The 22,056-nt window shown below is 46.2% G+C and carries 6 protein-coding genes; 4 read left to right on the forward strand and 2 right to left on the reverse strand.

Annotated features, from left to right (window positions below):
* Window positions 1-35 precede the first annotated feature (35 nt).
* Window positions 36-806: an outer membrane beta-barrel protein gene (locus ACYTPF_RS17025; RefSeq protein WP_461853046.1), complete on the reverse strand. Its 771-nt coding sequence runs from the start codon at window positions 804-806 to the stop codon at window positions 36-38.
* Window positions 803-18,058, reverse strand: coding sequence for a tandem-95 repeat protein (locus ACYTPF_RS17030; protein ID WP_461853047.1), 17,256 nt, complete (start codon window positions 18,056-18,058; stop codon window positions 803-805). Before ACYTPF_RS17030 ends, ACYTPF_RS17025 begins: the two co-directional genes overlap by 4 nt.
* 461 nt (window positions 18,059-18,519) lie before the next feature.
* On the opposite strand from ACYTPF_RS17030, the gene ACYTPF_RS17035 reads away from it, so the two are divergent.
* The 4 genes from ACYTPF_RS17035 (at window position 18,520) to ACYTPF_RS17050 (ending at window position 22,036) form a co-directional block, all read left to right on the forward strand.
* Entirely contained in the window at window positions 18,520-19,077 is a 558-nt protein-coding gene (locus ACYTPF_RS17035) for a GbsR/MarR family transcriptional regulator (protein ID WP_179984736.1), read from the forward strand.
* 11 nt (window positions 19,078-19,088) lie between these two features.
* Window positions 19,089-20,462 carry a cytochrome ubiquinol oxidase subunit I gene (locus tag ACYTPF_RS17040; RefSeq protein WP_461853048.1) on the forward strand — a complete coding sequence of 458 codons (1,374 nt, stop codon included), beginning with the start codon at window positions 19,089-19,091 and terminating at the stop codon, window positions 20,460-20,462.
* A gap of 11 nt (window positions 20,463-20,473) precedes the next feature.
* Window positions 20,474-21,481, forward strand: a complete 1,008-nt coding sequence (locus ACYTPF_RS17045) for a cytochrome d ubiquinol oxidase subunit II (RefSeq protein WP_461853049.1) — start codon at window positions 20,474-20,476, stop codon at window positions 21,479-21,481.
* A 390-nt stretch (window positions 21,482-21,871) separates the two neighbouring features.
* Window positions 21,872-22,036 carry a hypothetical protein gene (locus ACYTPF_RS17050; RefSeq protein ID WP_014950935.1) on the forward strand — a complete coding sequence of 55 codons (165 nt, stop codon included), beginning with the start codon at window positions 21,872-21,874 and terminating at the stop codon, window positions 22,034-22,036.
* Window positions 22,037-22,056: the final 20 nt, after the last annotated feature.

Below are 22,056 nucleotides of genomic sequence, written 5' to 3' on the forward strand. Positions count from 1 at the left end.
TCAATTACTTTTTTACGTCTTGATATAAGTAAGTGTTAAAACAAGTAACTTAATCCAATAGAAAAAAGGTCTGTAGTATTATCTTGTAAGTCGTAACGTTCATACTCAATCGTTGCAACCCAATCATCGTGGATACGCCAATTAGCGCCAATGCCATAGAACAAATCCGTGCCTTCATCATCAACATCTTGAAGTAGTGCTTCATCTTCAAAAACGTCTAACGAATCGTAGTCACCCTCCCAAAAGTACAAACCTACATGGGCGTGTAAAAACCAGTCCTCATGACGTAAAAACTGATAGGCTACACTTAATGTATAGCCATCTACTGATGTTGGGCGGATACGCGATGTCTCGCTGAAAAAGCGAGATGGCTCATTGGTCGTAGTTGAAAATGCTGCCGATACATCACCTAAATCGGTATAACCGACTTGAATAAAGCTGTTTTCGGTAATATTGGTACCTACTACCGCTTTCCACGCACTGCGGGTGTCATCAATATCTATGTCAAAGACATCAAAGCCCAGCTCTGCGGCTTCTTGTTGCACATCGCTTTCCTTGAAATCTCCTGATGCGCTACCCCAACTTCCGCTTATGAAAAACTGTTTAGCCGTGCACTTTTCATATTCTTTAGAAAGTTTTGAGACATCCTCTTTAGTTAAGCATTGAGTTTTGCTAGCTAAAAAAGGGGAAGCATCCCTTTCTTTATTAGATTGCTGAGCCATGGTTGGAAATGAAAACATTGCTCCCATTGCAACAGCGCTAACAATCCCATACCTAAAAGTTCTATTCATCTTAGCTACGCTCACGCTTTTACTCCCTTTCTTTGCGCCGCCAATAAGCGGCGCAATGTCATAACAAATACCAGTAACATCAGCAGGACAGCGTTCATGCTACCACCGCCTCCGCCAGAGTTTTCAATTCTAACGGTCACGGGTTGAACAGTAATGGTTAGTCTACCCTCGCTCGTTCCGCCCTGTGTATCTTCAATAATATAGGTGACTACAGCATTGCCCGTAAATGCAGCAGGCGGCGTAAAGGTTAATGTATCGTCAGGGTTAACAGATACGCTACCGATTGATGCCTGGGCACTTACAACACGAATACTATCGCCATCTTCGTCGAAGTCGTTGGCAAGCACGTTAACGGTTACAGATTGGTCAACGTCTATCGTTACAGTATCGTCTACAGCCTGTGGAGGATTATTACCAATAATGGTTACCGTAATTACACCCAGGTCTGAACCTCCGTTTCCATCACTAATACCATAATTAACAATCACTTCGCCAATAAAGCCAAGTGGAGACGTGTATTCAATGGTATCCCCCGCTATCACAGCTGTGCCGAAGGTGGTTGTAGCAGAGGTAATACGCAAGTCATCGCCATCTGGGTCTGCATCGTTACTTAAGGCTTCAATAGTTACAGACTCATCAACAATGATAGTTACTGCATCGTCAGTTGCCACAGGTTGGCTATTGCCATTAAATAGAACGCCTACACCGCCTGGGTCGACAATCGTTCCGTTAACTAAACCGTCATCATCATCTACACCACCATCAAGAATTTCCAACTGCACACACCAATGGCCTTCAGTTAGACCTTCTGTCCAATAGTCTCCGCCTGGAGGTGGGCAATAACCTGGCTCACCTTCAACAGACCATAACCGGTTGTTCGCGTTTTCCGTAAAGGTTACCCAACCGTTTTCAGGCGTGAACTTACGGTACACCGCATTTGCAGGTATTGGCTTAAGCTGTGGCATAACAATATTCAGCGTTTGACCCGCTTCAGGTAAACCATAGGCAATGAAATCGAAAATGCCGCCAATATTTGTCGCTTCTGGGTCAGGAACAATGTCATCGTCGCTTGCAATGTCGCCATCAATGATTTTAGCGCCGCCGAGTTCACTACTTACAGAGAAGTTACCTAGGCGCAAGCATACGCCTGGGTCACCTTCCACCATGTAACCGTCAACAAACGTCACTTCTTGTGGAAGCACATTACATTCAGGCGTTGGATCCAAGTAATCCAAAATACCGTCTCTGTCACTATCAGCAAGGCCATCTACAACATCTGGCACCCCGTCGCCATCACTATCAAGCTCAGCTGGTGTAGGTAACGCATCAACTACCTGAATGTATAAGGTATCCGAGTCTGTAAAGGCCGTGTCATCTGCGTCTGTGACCGTAGCTCGAATTCGGTAAACACCCACTTCCAGTCCACTTGGGTCAAAGGTAAAGGTGTCATCAACGCTATCGGTATCTGCAATGTCCGCATCCAGTGATGTCCACACAAACTCATACTCATTCGTTGGATCTGGATGGTCAACAGTAGAGCTTACCAATACGTCAGAACCAGTGGGAACAACAAGTATTCTTGATTCGCCGTCCTGCTCGGTAAACAAGTCAACGTCAGGATTCACGTTATCTTCGCGAATTGTAATTTCGTGAATGTACTTATTACCTATGTTAAGCACATCAGATAGCTCAATTGTGACCGTCTCTATACCTTCAATATCCGCATCAGGGAATACATTGAAGCTCACCGTTATATCGCTACCTGATTCTATCACGATGACGCCGTCAACCAGGTCATGATCGCTGCTATCTGCCGTACCGCTTACTGTGTATGGTATTTCTAGCGGATAAACAGGTGACGTACCGTTTAAGTGAATGCCAAACTCAACTTCATGGCCTTCCAGAACTACCTGATCTTTAGTGATAGAAACCAAAGGACGTACGCGAACAGCTTGGCTCGCCACAGAGGTTAAACCGTCTTCGTCGGTCGCCTGCCAGTATGCCGTATTGTTACCCGGCTCGTAGAAGATAAGGCCATCAACTAGTGACACAGGTAACGGATTGCCAAATTTATCGACAGCCGACGCTACCCCAAGGTCGATTTTGGTAAATAGTGCATTAGCATCTACAAACACGTCTTCTGGCACCTCAATAACTGGGCGGTCGGCCAGGTCATCAGGCATAACATCTACAATCACTGTCGCACGAGCAACTTCGCTTTGAGGGTCGGTGATGGTGTAGTCAATTACTATTTCACCGACAAAACCTTCAAGCGGCGTATAGGTAAGTGAATCGTCAGCCCAAGAAACGTCGCCTAATTCAACGCGGGCACCGATGATGCGTAATGTATCGCCATCAGCGTCAGAGTCATTGGCCAGTACATCAATTGCAACTGGGTTGTAGTTACCCAACGTTATCTCATCATCACGGGCAACCGGCGCATCGTTCACGGGGTTCACGTTGATGGTTACGGTACCTACGTTGGAGGTTTCCTCACCATCATTTGCGGTATAGGTAAAGCTTGTTGTGCCACTAAAGTCGGCTTCAGGTGCATACAATACGCTAGGCAAGCGACCAACAAGCTCACCGTCTGGTGATGTTGCCAACTGGTACGTTAGCGCGTCGCCGTCTGCGTCACTACCCTGTAATCGAATTGGCAGTGTTGCGTCTTCTTCCATTGTGAACGTTAAGTCCATCACCGTTGGCGCATCGTTAGTGTCGATTACCGTTACCGTATAGGTCGCACACGCTTGCGCGCCCGAAGGGTCAGCCACACACATCGTAATGGTGGCAGTGCCGTGGAAACCATCTGCAGGCGTAAATGTCCCAACGCCATTGATGATTTCTACGGTGCCGTTAGTCGCTTCGGCACTAGCAATAGTGAGCGTATCACCGTCGATATCGTTTGCATTGGATAACACGTTAATACTAAGCGGCGTGTCTTGATTTGTAGATACTTCTCCACCTTCAAGGGTCGGTGCATCATTCACGTTTTCAACCGTCACCATAATTTGTGCAGTCGCTACACCGCCATTACCATCTGAAATGGTGTAGGTGATGATCGCCGTTCCAACAAAGTTAGGCAGCGGCGTGTAAACAATGTTTCCATCACTACTAATGGTTACCGTGCCCGAGTTAGCCGTTGCATCTGTGATGATTAACGTATCGCCGTCAATGTCAGCATCGTTGGCAAGTGCATTAATAATGACACTGCTGTCTTCACTTACATTAGCTTGGTCGTTGTTTGCTACTGGTGCGTCGTTAATAGCAACGATGACTACGGTAACCGTCGCGGTATCAGTACCACCGAAGCCATCACTGATAGTGTAGGTAAATGTTGCTTCACCATTTACATTGGCAACAGGTGTATAGGTAACAGTAGTGCCGTTATTGACCGCTACACTGCCGTTCTCAGTACTTGCCATGGTTACCGTTAGTACATCGCCGTCGACGTCGCTATCGTTTGTTAGTACGGTTACAGTAACACTGCCATCTTCGGTAACACTTGCTGTGTCATCAACGGCAACAGGGGCATCATTCACCGCAGTGACAGTTAAGGTTACCTGCGCTGTATCAGTACCACCATGACCATCTGAAATGGCGTATTCAATAGTGACCACCCCGTTATAGTTGGCAGGCGCTTGATAGCTTAACTCACCGCTTGGCAACAATATCACCGTGCCTGTAGATGCTGTTACTTCGGTAATGGATAACGTATCGCCGTCTTCATCGGTATCGTTAGACAGCACCTCCAAGGTTACCGCCTCGTCTTCTTCAGACGTAAAGCTGTCATCATTTGCAACAGGGATATTGTTCTCAGCAACGGTTAGCGCCAAGGTACCCGTTACCGTGCCGCCCATACCGTCTGACACGGTATAGGTAACCGTTACTGTGCCAACGAAACCTTCCGGAGGCGTGTATGACACTAATCCATTAACAATAGTCGCCGTTCCAAAATCAGCCGATACTGAGGTAAGCGTAAGTGCATCGCCATCTGCATCTGTGTCATTAGCCAGTACGTCAACCTCTACCGCTTCGTTAAGCTTAATAGCCAGCTGATCGTCTTGAACGTCAGGAAGTGTATTGCCATTAACAAATGTGCCTACTCCACCAACAAAGCTAACCGCTCCATTGGTTGTAGCGTCAGCATCGTAACTTCCGCCATCAATAAGCGTCAGCTTCACACACCAGCTACCTGCAACAAGACCTTCTTGCCATTCGCTACTATTAACGACAGGGCAGAAACCTGGTGCGCCTGGTGCTGAGTGAATCACTGCGTCGCCGTCTGCAATAACGTCGAACCAACCTAGCTCAGCAGTCCAGCTACGCATAAATGCGTCTTCTGGTACGGCATTGCGCTGTGGAATAACCACATCGAACTGTGCTTGATTAGACTGACTATTCACCACGTCGAAGTTAAACAACCCACCAACATTGTTAGCTTCCGTATCTGTCGGAATGCGACTTGTTACTGCGCTGTCATCAGCAAGTAGCAATACGCCAGCATTTGAAGTGCCACGGGTGTACTCACCCGCACTTACACATGTACCAGCGTTTGACTCAACAAGATATTGCGCGCTTTCACCTGCAATTTCTGGTGCTAGGGAACAGAGCGCAATGCTATCTAAGTAGTTTGGCACACCGTCTAAGTCGGCATCACCTGCGCCTTCAATATTATCTGGCAGGCCGTCACCGTCGGTGTCTGCACCTGTAAGCTCGGGTAAGGTTTGTACCACTTCAATATAAATTGTGCGTGAACTTACAAGCGTGGGGTTTTCACTGTCTGCCACAAGTAGCGTAACCGCATAAACACCTGGCGCTACTAGAGCAGGGTCGAAAGTAAATACGCCATCATCACCTGAAACATTAGCAAGCTCTGATGATGAATTACTCCAGTCGTAGATAAAGTCAGCGGCTGGATTGGTGTGACTGATGGCCGCTAGTACGTCGACTAGACCCTCATTTTGGCCAACAGTTAACGTTGTCGTGTTACCTTGCTCAACTGACAGCGCTACAACTGCTGCCACTGGTGCTTCTGCAATTGTTGTGGTCTGCGACGCTTTTTCTCCGACATTTACGTTCTCGTTCAGCGTTACGATTACCGTTTCGCCGTCATCGATAATCGAGTCGGGGATAATATTGAATTTAACGGTTGCCTGTGTACCGCCCTCAATAGTGACAGTGCCAGAGATAAGGTCGTGATCGCTAGTATCTGCAGTACCTGAAACCGTGTAGTTCACTGTTACTGGGTAACTAGGTGCATCGCCGCTTAACAGTACATCAAAACTTGCTGCACCACCTTCGGTTACAACCACATCATCACTTAATGACACTTGAGGGTTTACGCGGATAGTCTGACTAACCGTTGTCGTATTGCCTTCATCGTCAGTTGCCTGCCAATAAACGGTATGTAGCCCTGGCGTAAAGCGGGTTTGACCGTTCAATAAGGTCACTGGTAATGATTGACCGCGAGATGTGGTAGCCGTTGCAACGCCCAAGTCTACAAGCGTAAGGTATCCGTTCGCGTCAACTTCAATATCAGCTGGCGCAATTACTCTCGGGTTTGCATCGTTGCGGTCAGACGTGCGATCTACATTCACCACCACATAAGAGGTTGATGTCGCACCTGAAGGGTCAACAATGGTGTACTCTACCTGTACCTCTCCTGAAGTGCCTTCACCTGGCGTAAACACCAATGCATTATCGATAATTTCTACGCTACCAAAATCAGAGTTTGCACCAACGATACTTAGCAGGTCGCCTTCGATATCGCTATCGTTTGCTAGTACATCAATAGTTACACTGTTCTGATCTGTCGCTTCAGCTAAATCAGCAACGGCGACAGGCGCATCGTTCACGGCTATCACATTCACTGTGATATTGGCAGTGTTCGAATCTTCTTGACCGTCATTCGCCTTATAGCTGAACAGTACCGTACCGTTGTAATCTTCTGGAGTAACGTACAGCAAAGAAGGAGCAGAACCTAACACTTCACCTGTTGGCAACGTCACCAATTCAAACGTTAAAACGTCTTCGTCTGCGTCGGTACCCGTTAGGGTGATGGGTAGGCTATCCCCTTCGTAAATGGTGAACTCGAGATCTTCAACGACTGGACCAATGTTTGTATACACCACAGTAACGGTAATACGGGCACAAGCCTCTTCGCCCTCAGCATCTTGAATACAAATATCGATGCTTACTTCACCGGAATAATCTTCAGACGGCGTATAAACCAGTTTGCCGTTAACAATTTCAACCGTGCCGTCTGAAGATGTTGCGCTTACGATAGTATGCGTATCATCTGTATCTACATCTTCAACATTGGCGATAACATCGATAGTTAACGCTTCATTTTGGTTCGTTGCAGCAGTGAAATCAGCAAGTGTAGGTGCATCGTTAACAGCGGTAACCGTTACAACAAGCGTACCTGTTGCCGTTGCTCCATTGCCATCAGAAACTGTGTAGGTAATGGTTGCTGTACCATTGAAGTTCTCATCTGGTGTGTAGCTTACTTGCCCACCTTGAATAGCGACTGAACCTTCGTCAACGGTTACGTCTGAAATAGTCAGTACGTCTTCGTCAATGTCAGAGTCATTCGCGAGCACGTCGGTAACAACAGAGCCATCTTCCTCGACTGTGGCCGTATCATCCACCGTTATCGGTGTATCGTTAACCGGGTTAACGGTAACAGTGATCGTTGCTGTATCAGTGGCACCATTACCATCGCTTACCGTATATGACACTGTCGCTTCGCCATTAAAATCAGCATTTGGCGAGAAAGTAACCTGGCTATCTGCCGTGATCACTGCACTACCCTGCGCTGACGAGGCCACCGAAACTGAAAGCACATCTTCATCTATATCAGAGTCATTGGCGAGAACAGCTACTGTTACTGAAGCGTCCTCATCAACAACAGCGGTGTCGTCCAAAGCGATAGGAGCATCGTTCACCCCTTCTACCGTAAAGCTAATGCTGGCAGTGGCGGTACCGCCATTTCCGTCTGAAATAGTGTAGGTGGCGGTTGCCGCCCCATCAAAATCAGCAGGTGGTGTATAGGTCACACTGTTATTTGCATTAACTGTAATAGTCCCCTCAGATGCGCTAGCAGATGTCACGCTTAATTCATCGTTGTCAACATCTGTATCATTGTCTAATACAGCAAGCGTAGTGCTTGAATCTTCGGTAACTCTTCCGGCGTCATCATTGGCTACTGGTGCGTCGTTAACAGGCGCCACCGTTACTGTGACTGTCGATGAGGCGCTACCACCAGCACCATCCGATACACTGTAAGTTATCGTGGCTGTACCGTTGAAGTCGGCACTTGGCGTAAAGCTAATCGTATTATCGCCGGTAATAGTTGCAGTGCCTTGACTGCTGCTTGCAGCCGACAGTTGCAACGTGTCGCCGTCAATATCACTGTCGTTCGAAAGCGCATTAATAATTACCGTTTCGTCTTCCTGTACACTCGCCGTATCTGCCACAGCCACCGGATTGTCATTTACTGGGTTTACCGTAATTGACACTGTTGCTGAATCAGAGCCGCTGTTTCCATCAGAAACGGTATACGTCACTGTTGCAGCACCGTTATAGTCGGCATCCGGCGTATACAAAAGATTACCATCGCTATTAATGGTTGCCGTACCAGTACTAGCATTAACCGCAGTTAACTCAAGGGTATCGTTGTCTACATCTGTATCGTTAGCAATAACGTTAACCACAACGCTGCTGTCTTCATCAACGCTAGCTGTATCATTATTCGCAACGGGGGCATCGTTAACGTTTACAACCGTCACTGCCACCGTTGAATTGGCGCTGCCGCCAGCACCATCTTCGATGGTGTAAGTAATAGTGGCGCTGCCGTTGAAGTCAGCGTCTGGCGTGTAGTTCACCTGGTTACCTACAACCTGCACACTACCGGTTGAAACAGAGGCGCTCGCCACACTTAAGGTGTCGCCGTCAACATCGGTATCGTTAGCAAGTACATTAATGCTAACCGACTCGTCTTCATTGACACTTGCGGTATCTGGGTTAGCGATTGGGTTGTCGTTAACCGCTGCAATCGCTACAGACACCGACGCATTGTCACTGCCGCCGTTACCGTCTGTTACCGTATAGGCTACTGTGGCACTACCGTTGTAATCTGCCGCTGGGGTAAACACCACATTGCCGTCACCATTAACTACCGCAGTACCATTGGTCGCCGATACACTTGAAACGCTTAATGCATCGTTATCAATGTCGGTATCGTTAGCCAATACATTAATAACTACCGCCGTGTCTTCGTTCGTGCTGGCCGTGTCATCACTTGCCACTGGTGCATCGTTAACGTTAGTAACATTAATAGTCACCGTACCTGATCCCGTACCACCTGCACCATCACTGATGGTATAAGTTACGGTTGTTGCGCCATTAAAGTCGGCCGTAGGTGTAAAGGTAATATTATTTCCGTTAAAGGTTACTGAACCATTTGGCGATGCTGCATTGGTGATCGACAACGCATCGCCATCTACGTCAGTATCGTTAGTCAAAACATCAATAATTACGCTGCTGTCTTCGTTCACCGTCCCTGAATCAGGGTTAGCTATTGGCGCGTCATTTACCGCATTAACCGTTACCGATACAGAAGCTGAATCGGTTCCGCCATTTCCATCAGAAACCGTGTAATTAAGTGTAACAGGGCCATTGAAATCGGCCGGCGGCGTATAAAGAACATCGCCATTTGAATTTACGGAGGCCGCACCAGCGCTTGCCGACACCGCAGTAACACTTAGGGCATCGCCATCTACGTCACTGTCGTTAGCTAACACATCAATAATTACGTCATTATCTTCGTTAGTATTCGCACTGTCGTTTGTGGCAACCGGTGCATCGTTATCTGCTTGCACATCTACCGTTAGATTCGCGCTATCACTGTTCCCATTTCCATCAGAAATCGTATAGGTCACAAGTGCTGGACCGTTAAAGTCTTGTGCAGGCGTGAAGGTGATATTGCTTCCCGCGAACGAAACCGCACCGTTGCTAGAATTAGCCGCTGTGATAGACAGTGAATCGCCATCCACATCGGAATCATTTGCCAAGACATTTACTACCACTTGTGTGTCTTCAGTGGTATTGGCTGAGTCGGCCTGTGCTACAGGCGCATCTTGAACATTGTTTACCGTAAATGTTGCTGTGGCGGTGTCGCTACCGCCTGCGCTATCGGTAAGGGTGTATTGCACGGTTTCGGTGCCGAAGAAATCAGCTGCCGGCGTATAAATCAAGTTCGCGCCATCTGTAGTTACCGTACCGCCGTTACTTGGCGTAGCTACAGAGGTAATGATGATACTTTGACCGCTGTCTGCGTCGCTATCATTGCTACGGACCGCTAACGTATTGCTGGTTGTATCTTCATCTACAGTGAAACTATCATCATTCGCTGATGGTATACGGTTAAGTAAGGTTACCGTCACGTCGTTAGCATTTAATGACTGAGGCTGAGCTGCGCCATCAACGTAGCTAAGCGCAGAAGAAATAGTTAAATCTTGGGTAGCCGCACTGGGCACTAGGGCGCTGGTGTCTAGCTCAACGCTAAACACATAGGTTTCAGTGTCACCATCATTATCGCTATTTACAATACTGCCTAAATCAAGCGTTAGCGTATTGTTAGACACACTAATATTGCCGTTCACGTTAACCGCTGTGCCGCTAGCAGCACTGTTAATACTTGCTGGATTGACACCTGAAGAAAGGCCAGTATTAAAGATACGAGCAAGTTCCCCCGCCTCTGCGAGCAATGAAACATTAGCAGGTAAGGTAACGCTTAAGCTTAAATCGTCTGTTGTCCCCTTAGGTACAGTAACAGTTTGTGTAAGGGTTAGTGTTTCGCCCTGCACAAAATTGTTACCAGATGTACCACCATCACTGGTATCGGTAAGGGCAAAGGTTGGCGCAGATACGGTTTGCGCTTGCGAAGTAACCGGAATAAGCAGAGCATTCTCGCCATCAGAAGCGTTACTGTCGTTGTCGCTTAACTGGTTGGCACCGAGGTTGTCACCGCTAAACAGCGCTTGAACTGAAAATACGGTGTTGTCAGCTGCATTAGCATCTAGCGTTAGCACCACAGAAGCGGTTACCGTTTCACTTGGGGCAATTCCGCCCACGTTTACGTCAAACGGCGTTTCGCTTACTACAACGCCTTGGCTGGTAACAGCTGTATTAGCTACTACGCTTAAGCCTGCATTGACCGGCTGAGTAAACGAAACGTTTTCTGCAGTCGCTGAACCTTGATTGGTTGCCACGGTGTAAATGCGTACGCTGTCACCTGGATCAACAACCCCATCACCGTCTACATCGTTAACAAGTTCATAGTATTGAATAATCTCTAGTTCTGGCGTGCCCGCGCCTGTCGATGCACTGAACGTGAGCGGCTGGAAACCATCGCTATCTGCACGGTTATTGTCTGCATAGACAGTATCAGTTTCGTCACTCGTTGCTTCACCTTGTAGCGAGAAGCTTTCGTTTGCGGCATTGCCGTTGAAATCAACCAGCGGTGAATCGATGGTAACATCAAAAGAAACCGTTTCACTGGCGCCAGCTGCTAGCGTGATAAAATCTGCGCTTAGTGAACCACCTATTACACTAACCGTATGTCCACCGCTTACCTGCGCCGAATTAGCGACGTAAGTAAGACCTGCGGGTATAGCGTCACTTAGGGCAATGTTTGATAGCGCTTGGCTACCCGTATTTTCAAGTAAATACGTAACGGTTAACGTATCATTAGGGCTAATGACGTCATTAGTATCAGCATCGGTTGATAGACTTACCAACTGAGTAATATCTAAATCTGCTGTGCTTGCAGGTGTGCCCACTCTGAAGGTGTTTGCCTGGTCGCCGTTTACATCGTTACCATCGGCGTCAGTTGGTTCTGCTACTGTGTCAGATGAATCCACGCTACCTTGCAGTGAGACTAACGTGTTGTTTGCTACATTGGCATCAACAAGCAACTCGAAAGTAATGGTTTCAGATTCACCAAATGCCATATCCCCAACATTTACCGCGATGCCGGCACTGTCATCAAGAGTGCCTTTCGTCGTTGTCGCGGACCCTGCTACATAGTTTGTATTTGCAGGAATCCCATGAGTAAATACAACGTCAGTGGCTGTGGCACTATCGCTTTCATTAGTTAGCGTTGCAGTGACTAATACGGTGTCACCAGCATCAATAAATCCGTTGCCATTTACATCATCAGATAGCACAACTGACTGAGCTGCACCGATAAATGCCGCGATATCACCTGTCACGTTAATAGAATCAGCAAAGCTGTAATCACGTTCGTCAGCTGTGTCGCCGCTCATTGAACTATAAGCACCATTGGTCAAACCAATTGAAAGTGCATTACCCACGTCGGCATCACTATCTACAGTGAACTGCATTGTCACTTGTTTGCTGCCTTCGACCAGTGTGATACTGCCCATATCTACGACAAGTAGCGTAGATGACGTATCATCGATCGTACCTTGCCCCATGAAGCTATTTGCTACATAAGTAAGACCGCTAGGAACCGATACGTTAAATGTGGTCTCAAACGCGTCGGCAAAACTAGAGTTGTGGCCTACGTCAATAGTTAGGGTAAAGGTATCCTCCAAAGATACCGAGGTTTTATCGAGCGTCATTGTTGAGTCTAAATTTGGCTCAACGATATCGATCTCGAGAGTAGATGGACCTGCGCTTTCGCCGCCACCTGATGCATTCACACTATTAGTAAGTGTTGTACCCTGCCCGTTGCCTACTTCGTTTTCTACAACACCGGTAAACGTAACCGTTATGTAATCATTTGCGCTATTGCCATCTGCGGTGTTGCTCACAGTTCCAAAATCAACCGTGACATCATTGCCAGACACCGAAGCGGTTGCTGCGCCGTCATAGCTAATTTGTGCTGGGCTGTTAATACTAATACTGTCAAAGCGAATGTCCGCTGGCAGTGTATTTACAATAGAAACACCGTCAATTGTGCCTTCTACTAAATCGATACGCGCATCAATAGAAACCGACTCTCCCACTGCGAAATCATTATCGCTATGTGTAGCATTAAGTGCAGATTGAATAGCCAGTGTGTTATCTACCGTTACATTACTACTAGCTGTTTCACGGTAGTTATTTAACGTAGCGTTATTGTCGTCATCTCCACCATCGGCGCTGCTACGTCCGCTGCCGTCTAGCTGACTGTTATAGGTTGCTTCAACTGAATTAGTTAGCGTTTCACCAGCGCTTGCTTCGTTAGCCATTATAACGCTGTATTCGACGGTAACGCTTGCAAGTGCTGGTAGGTCGAATGCTGCAACCGACAGCGTATCGCTAGTGTTGGTCGTAGTAGTCTCACTAACATCACTTGCGGTCAGTGCTGTGTTCGTGCCTGTTAATACAGCTTCATCACTTGGGTTGGTCAGGGTTATTGCTGAGAAGGTAACACCAGAACCGCTGCCGTCAGGCCCTCCAAGTAATTCTGCAGGCATCACATCTTCAAAGGTAACGGCGTACGCGGTTGCAGTATTCCCCGTGTTGGTTACCACTGTGCGATACGTTACCGTATCACCGCTATCACTTGATGTCGCACCTGCAATGATGGTTTGCGTAATAGATAAATTCGGTTCGATAACATCCACGTCAACATTCGCAGAAGGTGCTGGCGTGCTTACGTCTTGGTAACTAAGTGAACCAGTACTGGTTAGCGTTGTTCCTGCTTGGTTACTTAAGATGTTGGCGACTTCAACAGGCACAGCAATGGTAACTTGTTGAGACGTTGAAGCGCTGTTGGTGATGGTACCAAAATCTAATACTACTGGGTCGGTTCCTTCACCAGGGGTGGTATTAGGTGTATTTGTGCTGGTGAAATCTGACACTGGTGTTGTAATGGTAATGGCGTCGCCGGTATACGTTAAGCCTGAAGGAAGATCTAACGTATAAACAAAGTTGTCTGTTGTACCTGTCGGTATAGAGAAACTTGCCGTTAAATCAACCACAGTTCCAATAGCAGCATCGGCTGCAGTAGTCGTTAGCGTAAGCGTGGGCGCATTGGCGGTCACTGATGCCATAGCAGAATCAGCGATATCGTTAACGTTTTGGCCTGAGTCGTTATTCGCGCCGCTACCAGTACGTTCACCGGTATCTGAACCGGCTGCGCCTGGCGTCGCATTTCCAGTACCTGATGCGCCTGGCAAAGACGTTGCCGAAGTTGAAACGGTATTGGTTACGGTTTCTTCAAAAGCAATATCAAAATTGACCTGAGCAGTGTACACAACGGTGACGCTTTCGCCCGCTTCCAGGTAATCAATGTCGCTAACCGCGCAGCTATCAGACTCAACCGTTAACTCGTTGCCGCTGATGCTTGCACAGGCTGAAACGTCAATACCTGCCCCTCTTGAATGCGTCGCGCTTACCAAGCTAACCGTATTAAATCGTGCAGGTACGTTATCGTTGATGTACCAATCGTAAGCGCGAGAAACTCGAGAGCCCGCAGTATTTGTTAACGTAACGGTGAATGTTACTTCGCTTCCACCATCAACGGTTGACGGCGATGCTGCCTTTGTTGCTGTTAAATTAGGCTCTGCAATACGAACATTTTGTGTAGCATTGTTGCTTTGGTTAGCGCTGCTTTCATTTAAATAGTTTACTTCACCTGTTACCGTTTTATTATTTGTACGGTTATTGTTACTGGTGTTTAAGGTAAGCACACTAAGTGTAACTGTGATACTTTCATCACCTGCATCGTTGTCATTATTTGTAACATCACCCAAATCGAAGACAACAGACTGACCACTGACAACAGGGGTAATAGTTGTATCTGCCCCCGTAATCGACACGCCGTTTGCAGTCGTAAAGCCCGTATCAAATGTTCCACGAATTAAGGCGGTGCCGGTTTGATAAGACATCCCAGCAGGCAAAATAACTTCTATAATGTCCTGATTAGCGGTCTCTTTTGTCTGCCCTTCGGGAACGATAGTGGTGAACGAATAGGTTAACACCTCACCAATAGCGGCTTCTCGTGTGCCGGTGTCATTGGTAAAGGCTTCAGACGAAGCAATTAATGTTATGTTATTAGCGGAAATGGCTTTGGTTGCCGTGGTATCTGCACTTTCTGACTGTGAATCACGCTCAACGGTCTGGTCGCCAGTTTGGCTATCACCAGTAGCTTGCGCACTAATATTAAATGACGAACCCGTTTGTACACCTGCTTTTACTTCTGCAGTATAAGTAAACTGCACGCTATCACCAGCAGCAAGCTCTGAACCTGAATAGGTTACTCTGTCCGGGGTATTTTCAAATGCATACGTAAACCCAGACGGGGTTGTTCCTTCAGTTACATTTGTGAAAATATCAGTATTTACATTGCTGACAACGTCGACATCATAAGCGGTAGCTGTACCTGTATTTTCAACGTTGATTGTTACAGTTACCGTATCACCTGCTTCTACGCCAGAGCTAGGCGCCACGCTTGTTGTTGCGCTTAATACATGCTCTGAAAACTGATTAGTTGACGTAGCTGACGCATTGTTGGTGGTATTGTTGGTTCCCGCATTTACCTGTAACTGCTTGCTTTGCGTTGACGTTTTAGCGGCATTTTGTGTGACATCTTGCACCAAGGCTTCAAGCGTAATTGAAAATGTATTATCGCTTGGATCGTTATCATTATTGGTGGTTGTACTGCCGTTAAACACTGCTTTGACAGTTTGCCCGCTTTCGACCGTTCCCGACGATGTCACAGTGGGGCTGGCGCTTACGGTTCCGTCAAAACCTGTTGAATTTACCGTTAACGTATTGCTGTATTCAAAACCAGCAGGAAGCGTCATGTCTACCGTTAAGTCGTTCGTGGTACCCTCCGGCAGGGTGACGTCTACCCGATACTGTACGGTATCACCTACCACAACATTCCCCGTGGGGCTTACTATGGTAGACGCGATAGCAATATCAGAAACGGTAACCGATGCGTCATCTTTTTGTGGGTCAAAGGTTACGGTCTGACCTGAAGCCGATGCCCAATTTATTGTCGCTTCGGACGTGATGACATCATTAGGCTCTGCGGTTTGCGCAATATCTTGTGTGAAGGTAAGTACATAAACATCACCTGCAGCGAGGTTTTCTACACTGTAGGTGCCCGCAGATAAGGAGCCGCTACCTAACGTTGTGCTATTCCCATTAAGCGTTGCAGATACAAGGCTCTGCGAAGCCACGCCAGCAACAAGTGGAACACTGGCGGTTGTGTCAAATGATGTAGCACCACCTTCGTTAGTTACTGTTAAGGTGTACTGAACCGTATCACCGGCATCTACATTTCCTGCAGAAGTAGTAAGTGAAACGGTCAATTCTGGTGCACGAACTATTATCTCAGCAGATTTAAGATCGGCGCTAACAGCGTCTGGTGTATTGGTTGATGTTCCTTGGAACAAGTTAGCTAACCTTAGACCGTCGGCGTAAGGCTCGTCGGTAACCTCAACAGTAAAATCAACTTCTAGCACTTCAGGCGTAGATGTTGAAATATCCCCCCAATCTAGCGTTACGCTGTTCTCCGTGGTCGATAGCGTGATGGTAGGTGTAAGCGACGTTATTGTGTTTTCAGGGCCATAAGCGAAATTAGCGTTAGTCGAAAAATCTGAACTAGTACTAATTGTTGACGAGGAAACTAGGAACACAGGAAGCGGTAAAAAGTCTTTGAAAACAATGTCGTTTGTATCGCCCGATGGGATATTCATGTGAAGGCGATAAGTCACGCTTTCACCCGGTGCGTACTCAAGAACTTCTGTAGTCGTGTTATTGTCAGAATTTACGAGGAATTTAGTGGTGGTTATTCCTTCTATAGATACTGAGTCACTTGAGCCTTCTGAGCAGCTCACTGCGCCATTCACTAGGTTATATTGAGCACTTTGAGAAAACGACAGTGAATCGTTAGCTACGACAGGGGCATTACTATCAACTCCTGTGTAACCACCAACGTAATTTTGCTGAATATCTACGGTGTAAGAAACCGTCAAAACGCTTCCCCCCGGAAGCGTGCCTGTTGCGTTAGTAACGTTGTAAGTGATGGCCTCATTTTGACTGGAATCAGTGCTTGAAGCAGGCCTAGTTATGTTAAACGTACTTCCACCATAGCTAACCGTGATATCTGATGAAAAATCTACGCCATCGGCAATGGTATCGTTAAGTATTAAAGAATCTACCGATATATAGTCAGAAATTTGAATAGAGTTAGTAACAGTGAGGGTGTTGCCAGGGCTTGATTGGGCGGCGTTAACGCGTTGCTGAATCGCAACATGCTTTGCCGAAACCGTATCATTGCTAGAAACTTGAGTAAGCCCATTACCATTAAAACTGGCATTAAAATCTAACGGGTGAACAATACTTGACGTACTACACTGCTGCGCATTCAGGACGTTAGTAAAATGCATGGGGTAGCTAACGCGCACATCATTTTCGCTACTTGTTCCCGTAGCAGAAGCACATGAAACATCTAAAGTACCACCAGTACTGGTCGTAGAAGGTTCGCTATCTATAGCGCACCCAGTTCCACCAGTTATCGTAGCCTGCGCGCTGTACTGAACACCATTGTCTAAAACATCTGTGAACTGTAAGTTGTCTATCGTAGGACCATTTGCAACATCTACTGTATGGGTAACGGTTGCTGAAAAGCTTGGACCCGCAGCAAGTTCGTTTTCCGCAGCAGAGCTTTGCGTAGTTACTTGGTAGAGGGCAGCCTCAACCGACGCACTTTGCGTTGTTCCTACTATTGGGCCGTTATCACCTGTTGCTGTGTCACCAAATTCATAAACAGGCGTTACCTCTATAGCAAACGCTTCCGCTGGCGTTGCATTGCTGTCGATAGTGAAACAAACATTTGTAGTTAGATCAGGGCCATTGGTTACAACCGAGCCCACCGGTATGTCTACCGTTGAAAAACTGTACCCCTGCGTTCCGCTAACGGTTTGAGCGATGATAGGATCTTCAAGTTCATTGTTGTTCGCAATGGGGTCGAATGTGCCGACATTAACGGTATCACTATTGCTTCCTATGAATGTCGCACCATTGAAGGTTAAGTCGGCATCATGAATAACACGCAAATAAGGACCATAGCCAGTGGTACCTGAGTTAGTTAGTGGTATGTCGTAACAGAATGACTCTCCAATAAAAGCACTTTGCGGCGCTGTGTTGGTGATAACAGGGGTTGCTGCTTGTGCAGTTTGTAATGCACCTAGAAGTAATGAAGTACCGATAATGGCTTTGGACAATGTGCGGATCATGTCTTTCCTTTAGCGCGTATATTTATTAGAGAGATAGCTCTCTTCCATAATCTTTAATTGAGAAAACTTTTTTAAAAAGCTCTCGACAAGACTTTGAACGTTAGTTCAAGGATTTCGATTTCGCCAACAAATCAAATATTAAAAATAAATAAACAATAGCTAATATTTGTTGTTTATTAATAAGTTAGCGTTATGAAGCGCGGACGATACAACGATAGATCTAGTAAGAAAACTAGACATAAGGATAAGGAAAGGCTCTAGGGGTAACTCCCTATTTAAATTCTCAATCGCCCGCCCGATGTTGCCTTTGAGCGCTTTTTTGATAAAAATTTTGGTGTAATTAAGTATTTCTATAAACATTAAATTTTTGTTTTATGCGGCTCATAACATGAATAACACTTGTATTTATTGACCTTTGACAATAAACTTTCAGTAATTTCTGAAACTTCTGGAAAATAAGAATGAAAATGACGCCTTTAATAACATCTGCGGTTATGCACTTTGGCGAAATGGGAAGTCGCTGGGGCTTCAATCGAACAGTTGGGCAAATTCTTGCTCTTATTGTGTTAAACGAAGAGCCCATTTCGGCACAAGAAGTTGCCGATGCGCTCAATATATCCAGAGGCAACACTAGCATGGGCTTAAAAGAGCTACAGTCATGGCGCCTTGTTAAACAACACCATGTTCCCGGCGAGAGAAAAGAGTTCTTCATTCCCGCGGGTGATATCTGGACACTGGCGAACAGAGTATTTGAAGAGCGCCGAAAGCGTGAAATAGACCCAACCATGAGCCTGCTTCGGGATTTACTTCTCGATGCACCTGCAAATGAAAAGGAGGCGAATGCTCAACATAAACTGAACGAAATTCATGATTTACTCGAATCAATTACGGCATGGTCTGAAGAGCTTCAGAATCTTGGGCCTGAAAAGTTAAACACGTTGATGAAGTTAGGTTCTGGCGTGGGCCGTATGCTTGAGCTTAAGGACAAGCTACTTCTGGGGAAAAACAGCGTTAACTAAGGGGGCTCTCTGTGGATGCATTCTTGCTGTCTCGTTTACAATTTGCGTTAAATATTAGTTTCCATATTTTGTTTCCAACCATCACCATGGCGATGGGCTGGTTTCTATTTTATTTTAAGCTGCGCTCTAACATTTCAGGTCACCCTGTGTGGATGCGCATGTATCGCTTTTGGGTACGTGTTTTCGCTCTAAGCTTCGCATTAGGTGTAGTAAGCGGCGTTACTATGTCATTTCAGTTTGGCACCAACTGGCCAGGGTTTATGGAAAAAGTTGGCAACGTAGCAGGCCCCCTTCTAGGCTATGAAGTACTTACCGCATTTTTCTTAGAAGCCACGTTCTTGGGGATCATGCTATTTGGTATACGCCGAGTTCCTAACTGGCTGCACACGGCATCTACTCTTATTGTCGCTCTTGGCACCACAACGTCTGCATTTTGGATACTAGCGCTTAATAGCTGGATGCAAACGCCACAAGGTTTTGAAGTAATCGATGGTGTGGTTTATGCCACCAACTGGAAAGAAATCATCTTCAACCCATCTTTCCCTTATCGCTTTGCTCATATGATGTTGGCGTCTGGGTTAACGGCTAGTTTCCTTATTGCCGGACTTTCAGCATACCGAATGTTGAAAGGTGACGATAAACTTGCCCCAAAATTAGCACTTAAAACAGCCACCTACACGGCGGCCGTGCTAATTCCTTTGCAAATTTTTGCGGGCGACATGCACGGTTTAAATACCCTTGAACATCAACCTCAAAAAGTGGCGGCGATGGAAGGGTTATGGGAAACCACTGAAGGTGCACCTTTATTGCTTTTTGCTATTCCAGATGAAGAAAGCAAAGAGAACCACTTTGAAATTCCCATTCCCTATGGTGCAAGTTTAATTCTTACCCATGAACTCAAAGGAGAGATAAAAGGACTTAATGAGTTTGAGGGAGAGCACCCACCTGTAGCCCCTGTTTTCTTCGGTTTTAGGGTTATGGTGGGCATGGGCATGTTGATGCTCGCTGTTTCATGGCTGGGTAGTCTTTACCTTATTCGCAAGAAAGAATTCCCTGCGTGGCTGAAACGCACGTTTGCGGGCATGGCATTTAGCGGCTGGATAGCAACGCTCGCTGGCTGGTACGTTACAGAAATAGGTCGACAGCCTTATTTAGTGAGTGGTGTCTTAAGAACCGCTGATGCGGTTACTCAACTACCACCTGCTAATATAGCGCTGTCATTCACGCTTTACCTTGTTATTTACACGGTGCTTTTAATCGCATACATGGGAACGCTTATGTTGATGTGCCGAAAAGCAGTGGAAATCGAGGAAATAACGACGGAAGAGCGCGAAGTAGCGAAGGCTAAGATGCAACCCTCTGAACCTGACCCAAGCACGGTATAAGGAGAGCAAACATGTTTGAAAATATATCAGCAGAAATGCTTGGAAACATCTATGTCGGCTTACTTGGTTTATCTGTATTGCTGTACGCTATTTTAGACGGCTATGATTTAGGTGTTGGTGTATTAATACCGCCGAGAACAGAGGCTTTCCGCGACGACATGATAGCCTCTATTGGGCCTTACTGGGATGCCAATGAAACTTGGCTTGTGCTTGCCATAGGATTACTGCTTATCGCTTTTCCTGAAGCCCATAGCGAGTTTCTGCAAACTCTGTACTTACCTGCAACTTTCATGTTGTTAGGGCTTATTTTGCGCGGTGTGGCGTTTGATTTTCGCGCTAAAGTTGTGCAAGTGAAAAAGCGCAAGTGGGATTTGGTATTTAAGTACGGTTCTCTATTAACTACGCTCGCGCAAGGTTACATGTTAGGCATTTATGTAACGGGGCTTCGCACTGATATTTGGGCTCAAGGCTTTGCTCTACTTGCGGCGTTTGGAGTAACCGCAGCCTATGCATTTATTGGCTCATGCTGGTTAATACTTAAAGGCGAAGGAGAGCTTCAAGCAAAAGCGTATTATTGGGCACGCCGAGGTTTGGTTGTACTGGCTGTGGGAATTACTGCAGTAAGTATCGCTAACTTAACCTTACACGATGATGTGCGAGACTTATGGCTATCAGCACCTTGGGGTTATGTGCTTTTTGCTATACCTGTAGCATGTTTTGCGCTTTTAGCCTTATGTGGCGTGTTGCTTAAAAAGCTGCCTGATGCTCAAGGTAAAGGCGAATGGCTTCCGTTCTTTATAGCCTTGCTTGTATTTTTACTTTGCTTTAGCGCATTTGGCATTAGCTACTACCCCTTTATTATACCTGGGCAGATGACGGTGATGGATGCCCTCAGTGATGCTAACTCCCTTCGCTTCTTGCTAGTAGGTGTAGTTATTGTTGTACCTATTATTCTGGCTTATACGGCCATGGTATATAAAATTTTCTCCGGTAAATCAGAGAAGCTTTCATACTACTAGCATTTAATAGTGGTATCTCAGCAGATCCCAATTACTCAAAACAATAGTGAACATCACTGATAGTCAGTGGTGTTCACTTTCTATTCAGCGCTATAATTAGCGCTTATACGCTGTGAGTTTTTTCTGTTTCCAACTACTTCCTGAACTGTGGCGTTTTCGGCGACTACTATAACCTGCGTGGAAACTCGATTTAAAAACCTGCGATCAAAATATGATCCTTTCTCTCGAACAATGTATACCAATGAATAGAGGATGCCTAGTTGTACTTAGTCTATCCTTATTATGTGAACGAGATATCTAAATTGTTTAATGACAATTATTTTGTTGACATCAAAATGTAATATTACTATATTTTATTTGGGGCAATTTTTACTAGAAGGAGCCAATACTATGGAAAATGTATTCCATTCGTTCTCACGGTTCTTCAAACGCGCGCACCCCTATACAGTCGCTCATTACATCGGCCGTAAAAATGCGCAGCGTATCTTAGGATGTAAAATTAAAAAGAAATCCAAGATATTTGCCGACCAGCACGTTGAAGACCAAAATCATTAATTTATATGGGGCCCGTCAAA

The sequence above is a fragment of the Alteromonas sp. HB246098 genome, from assembly GCF_054890645.1.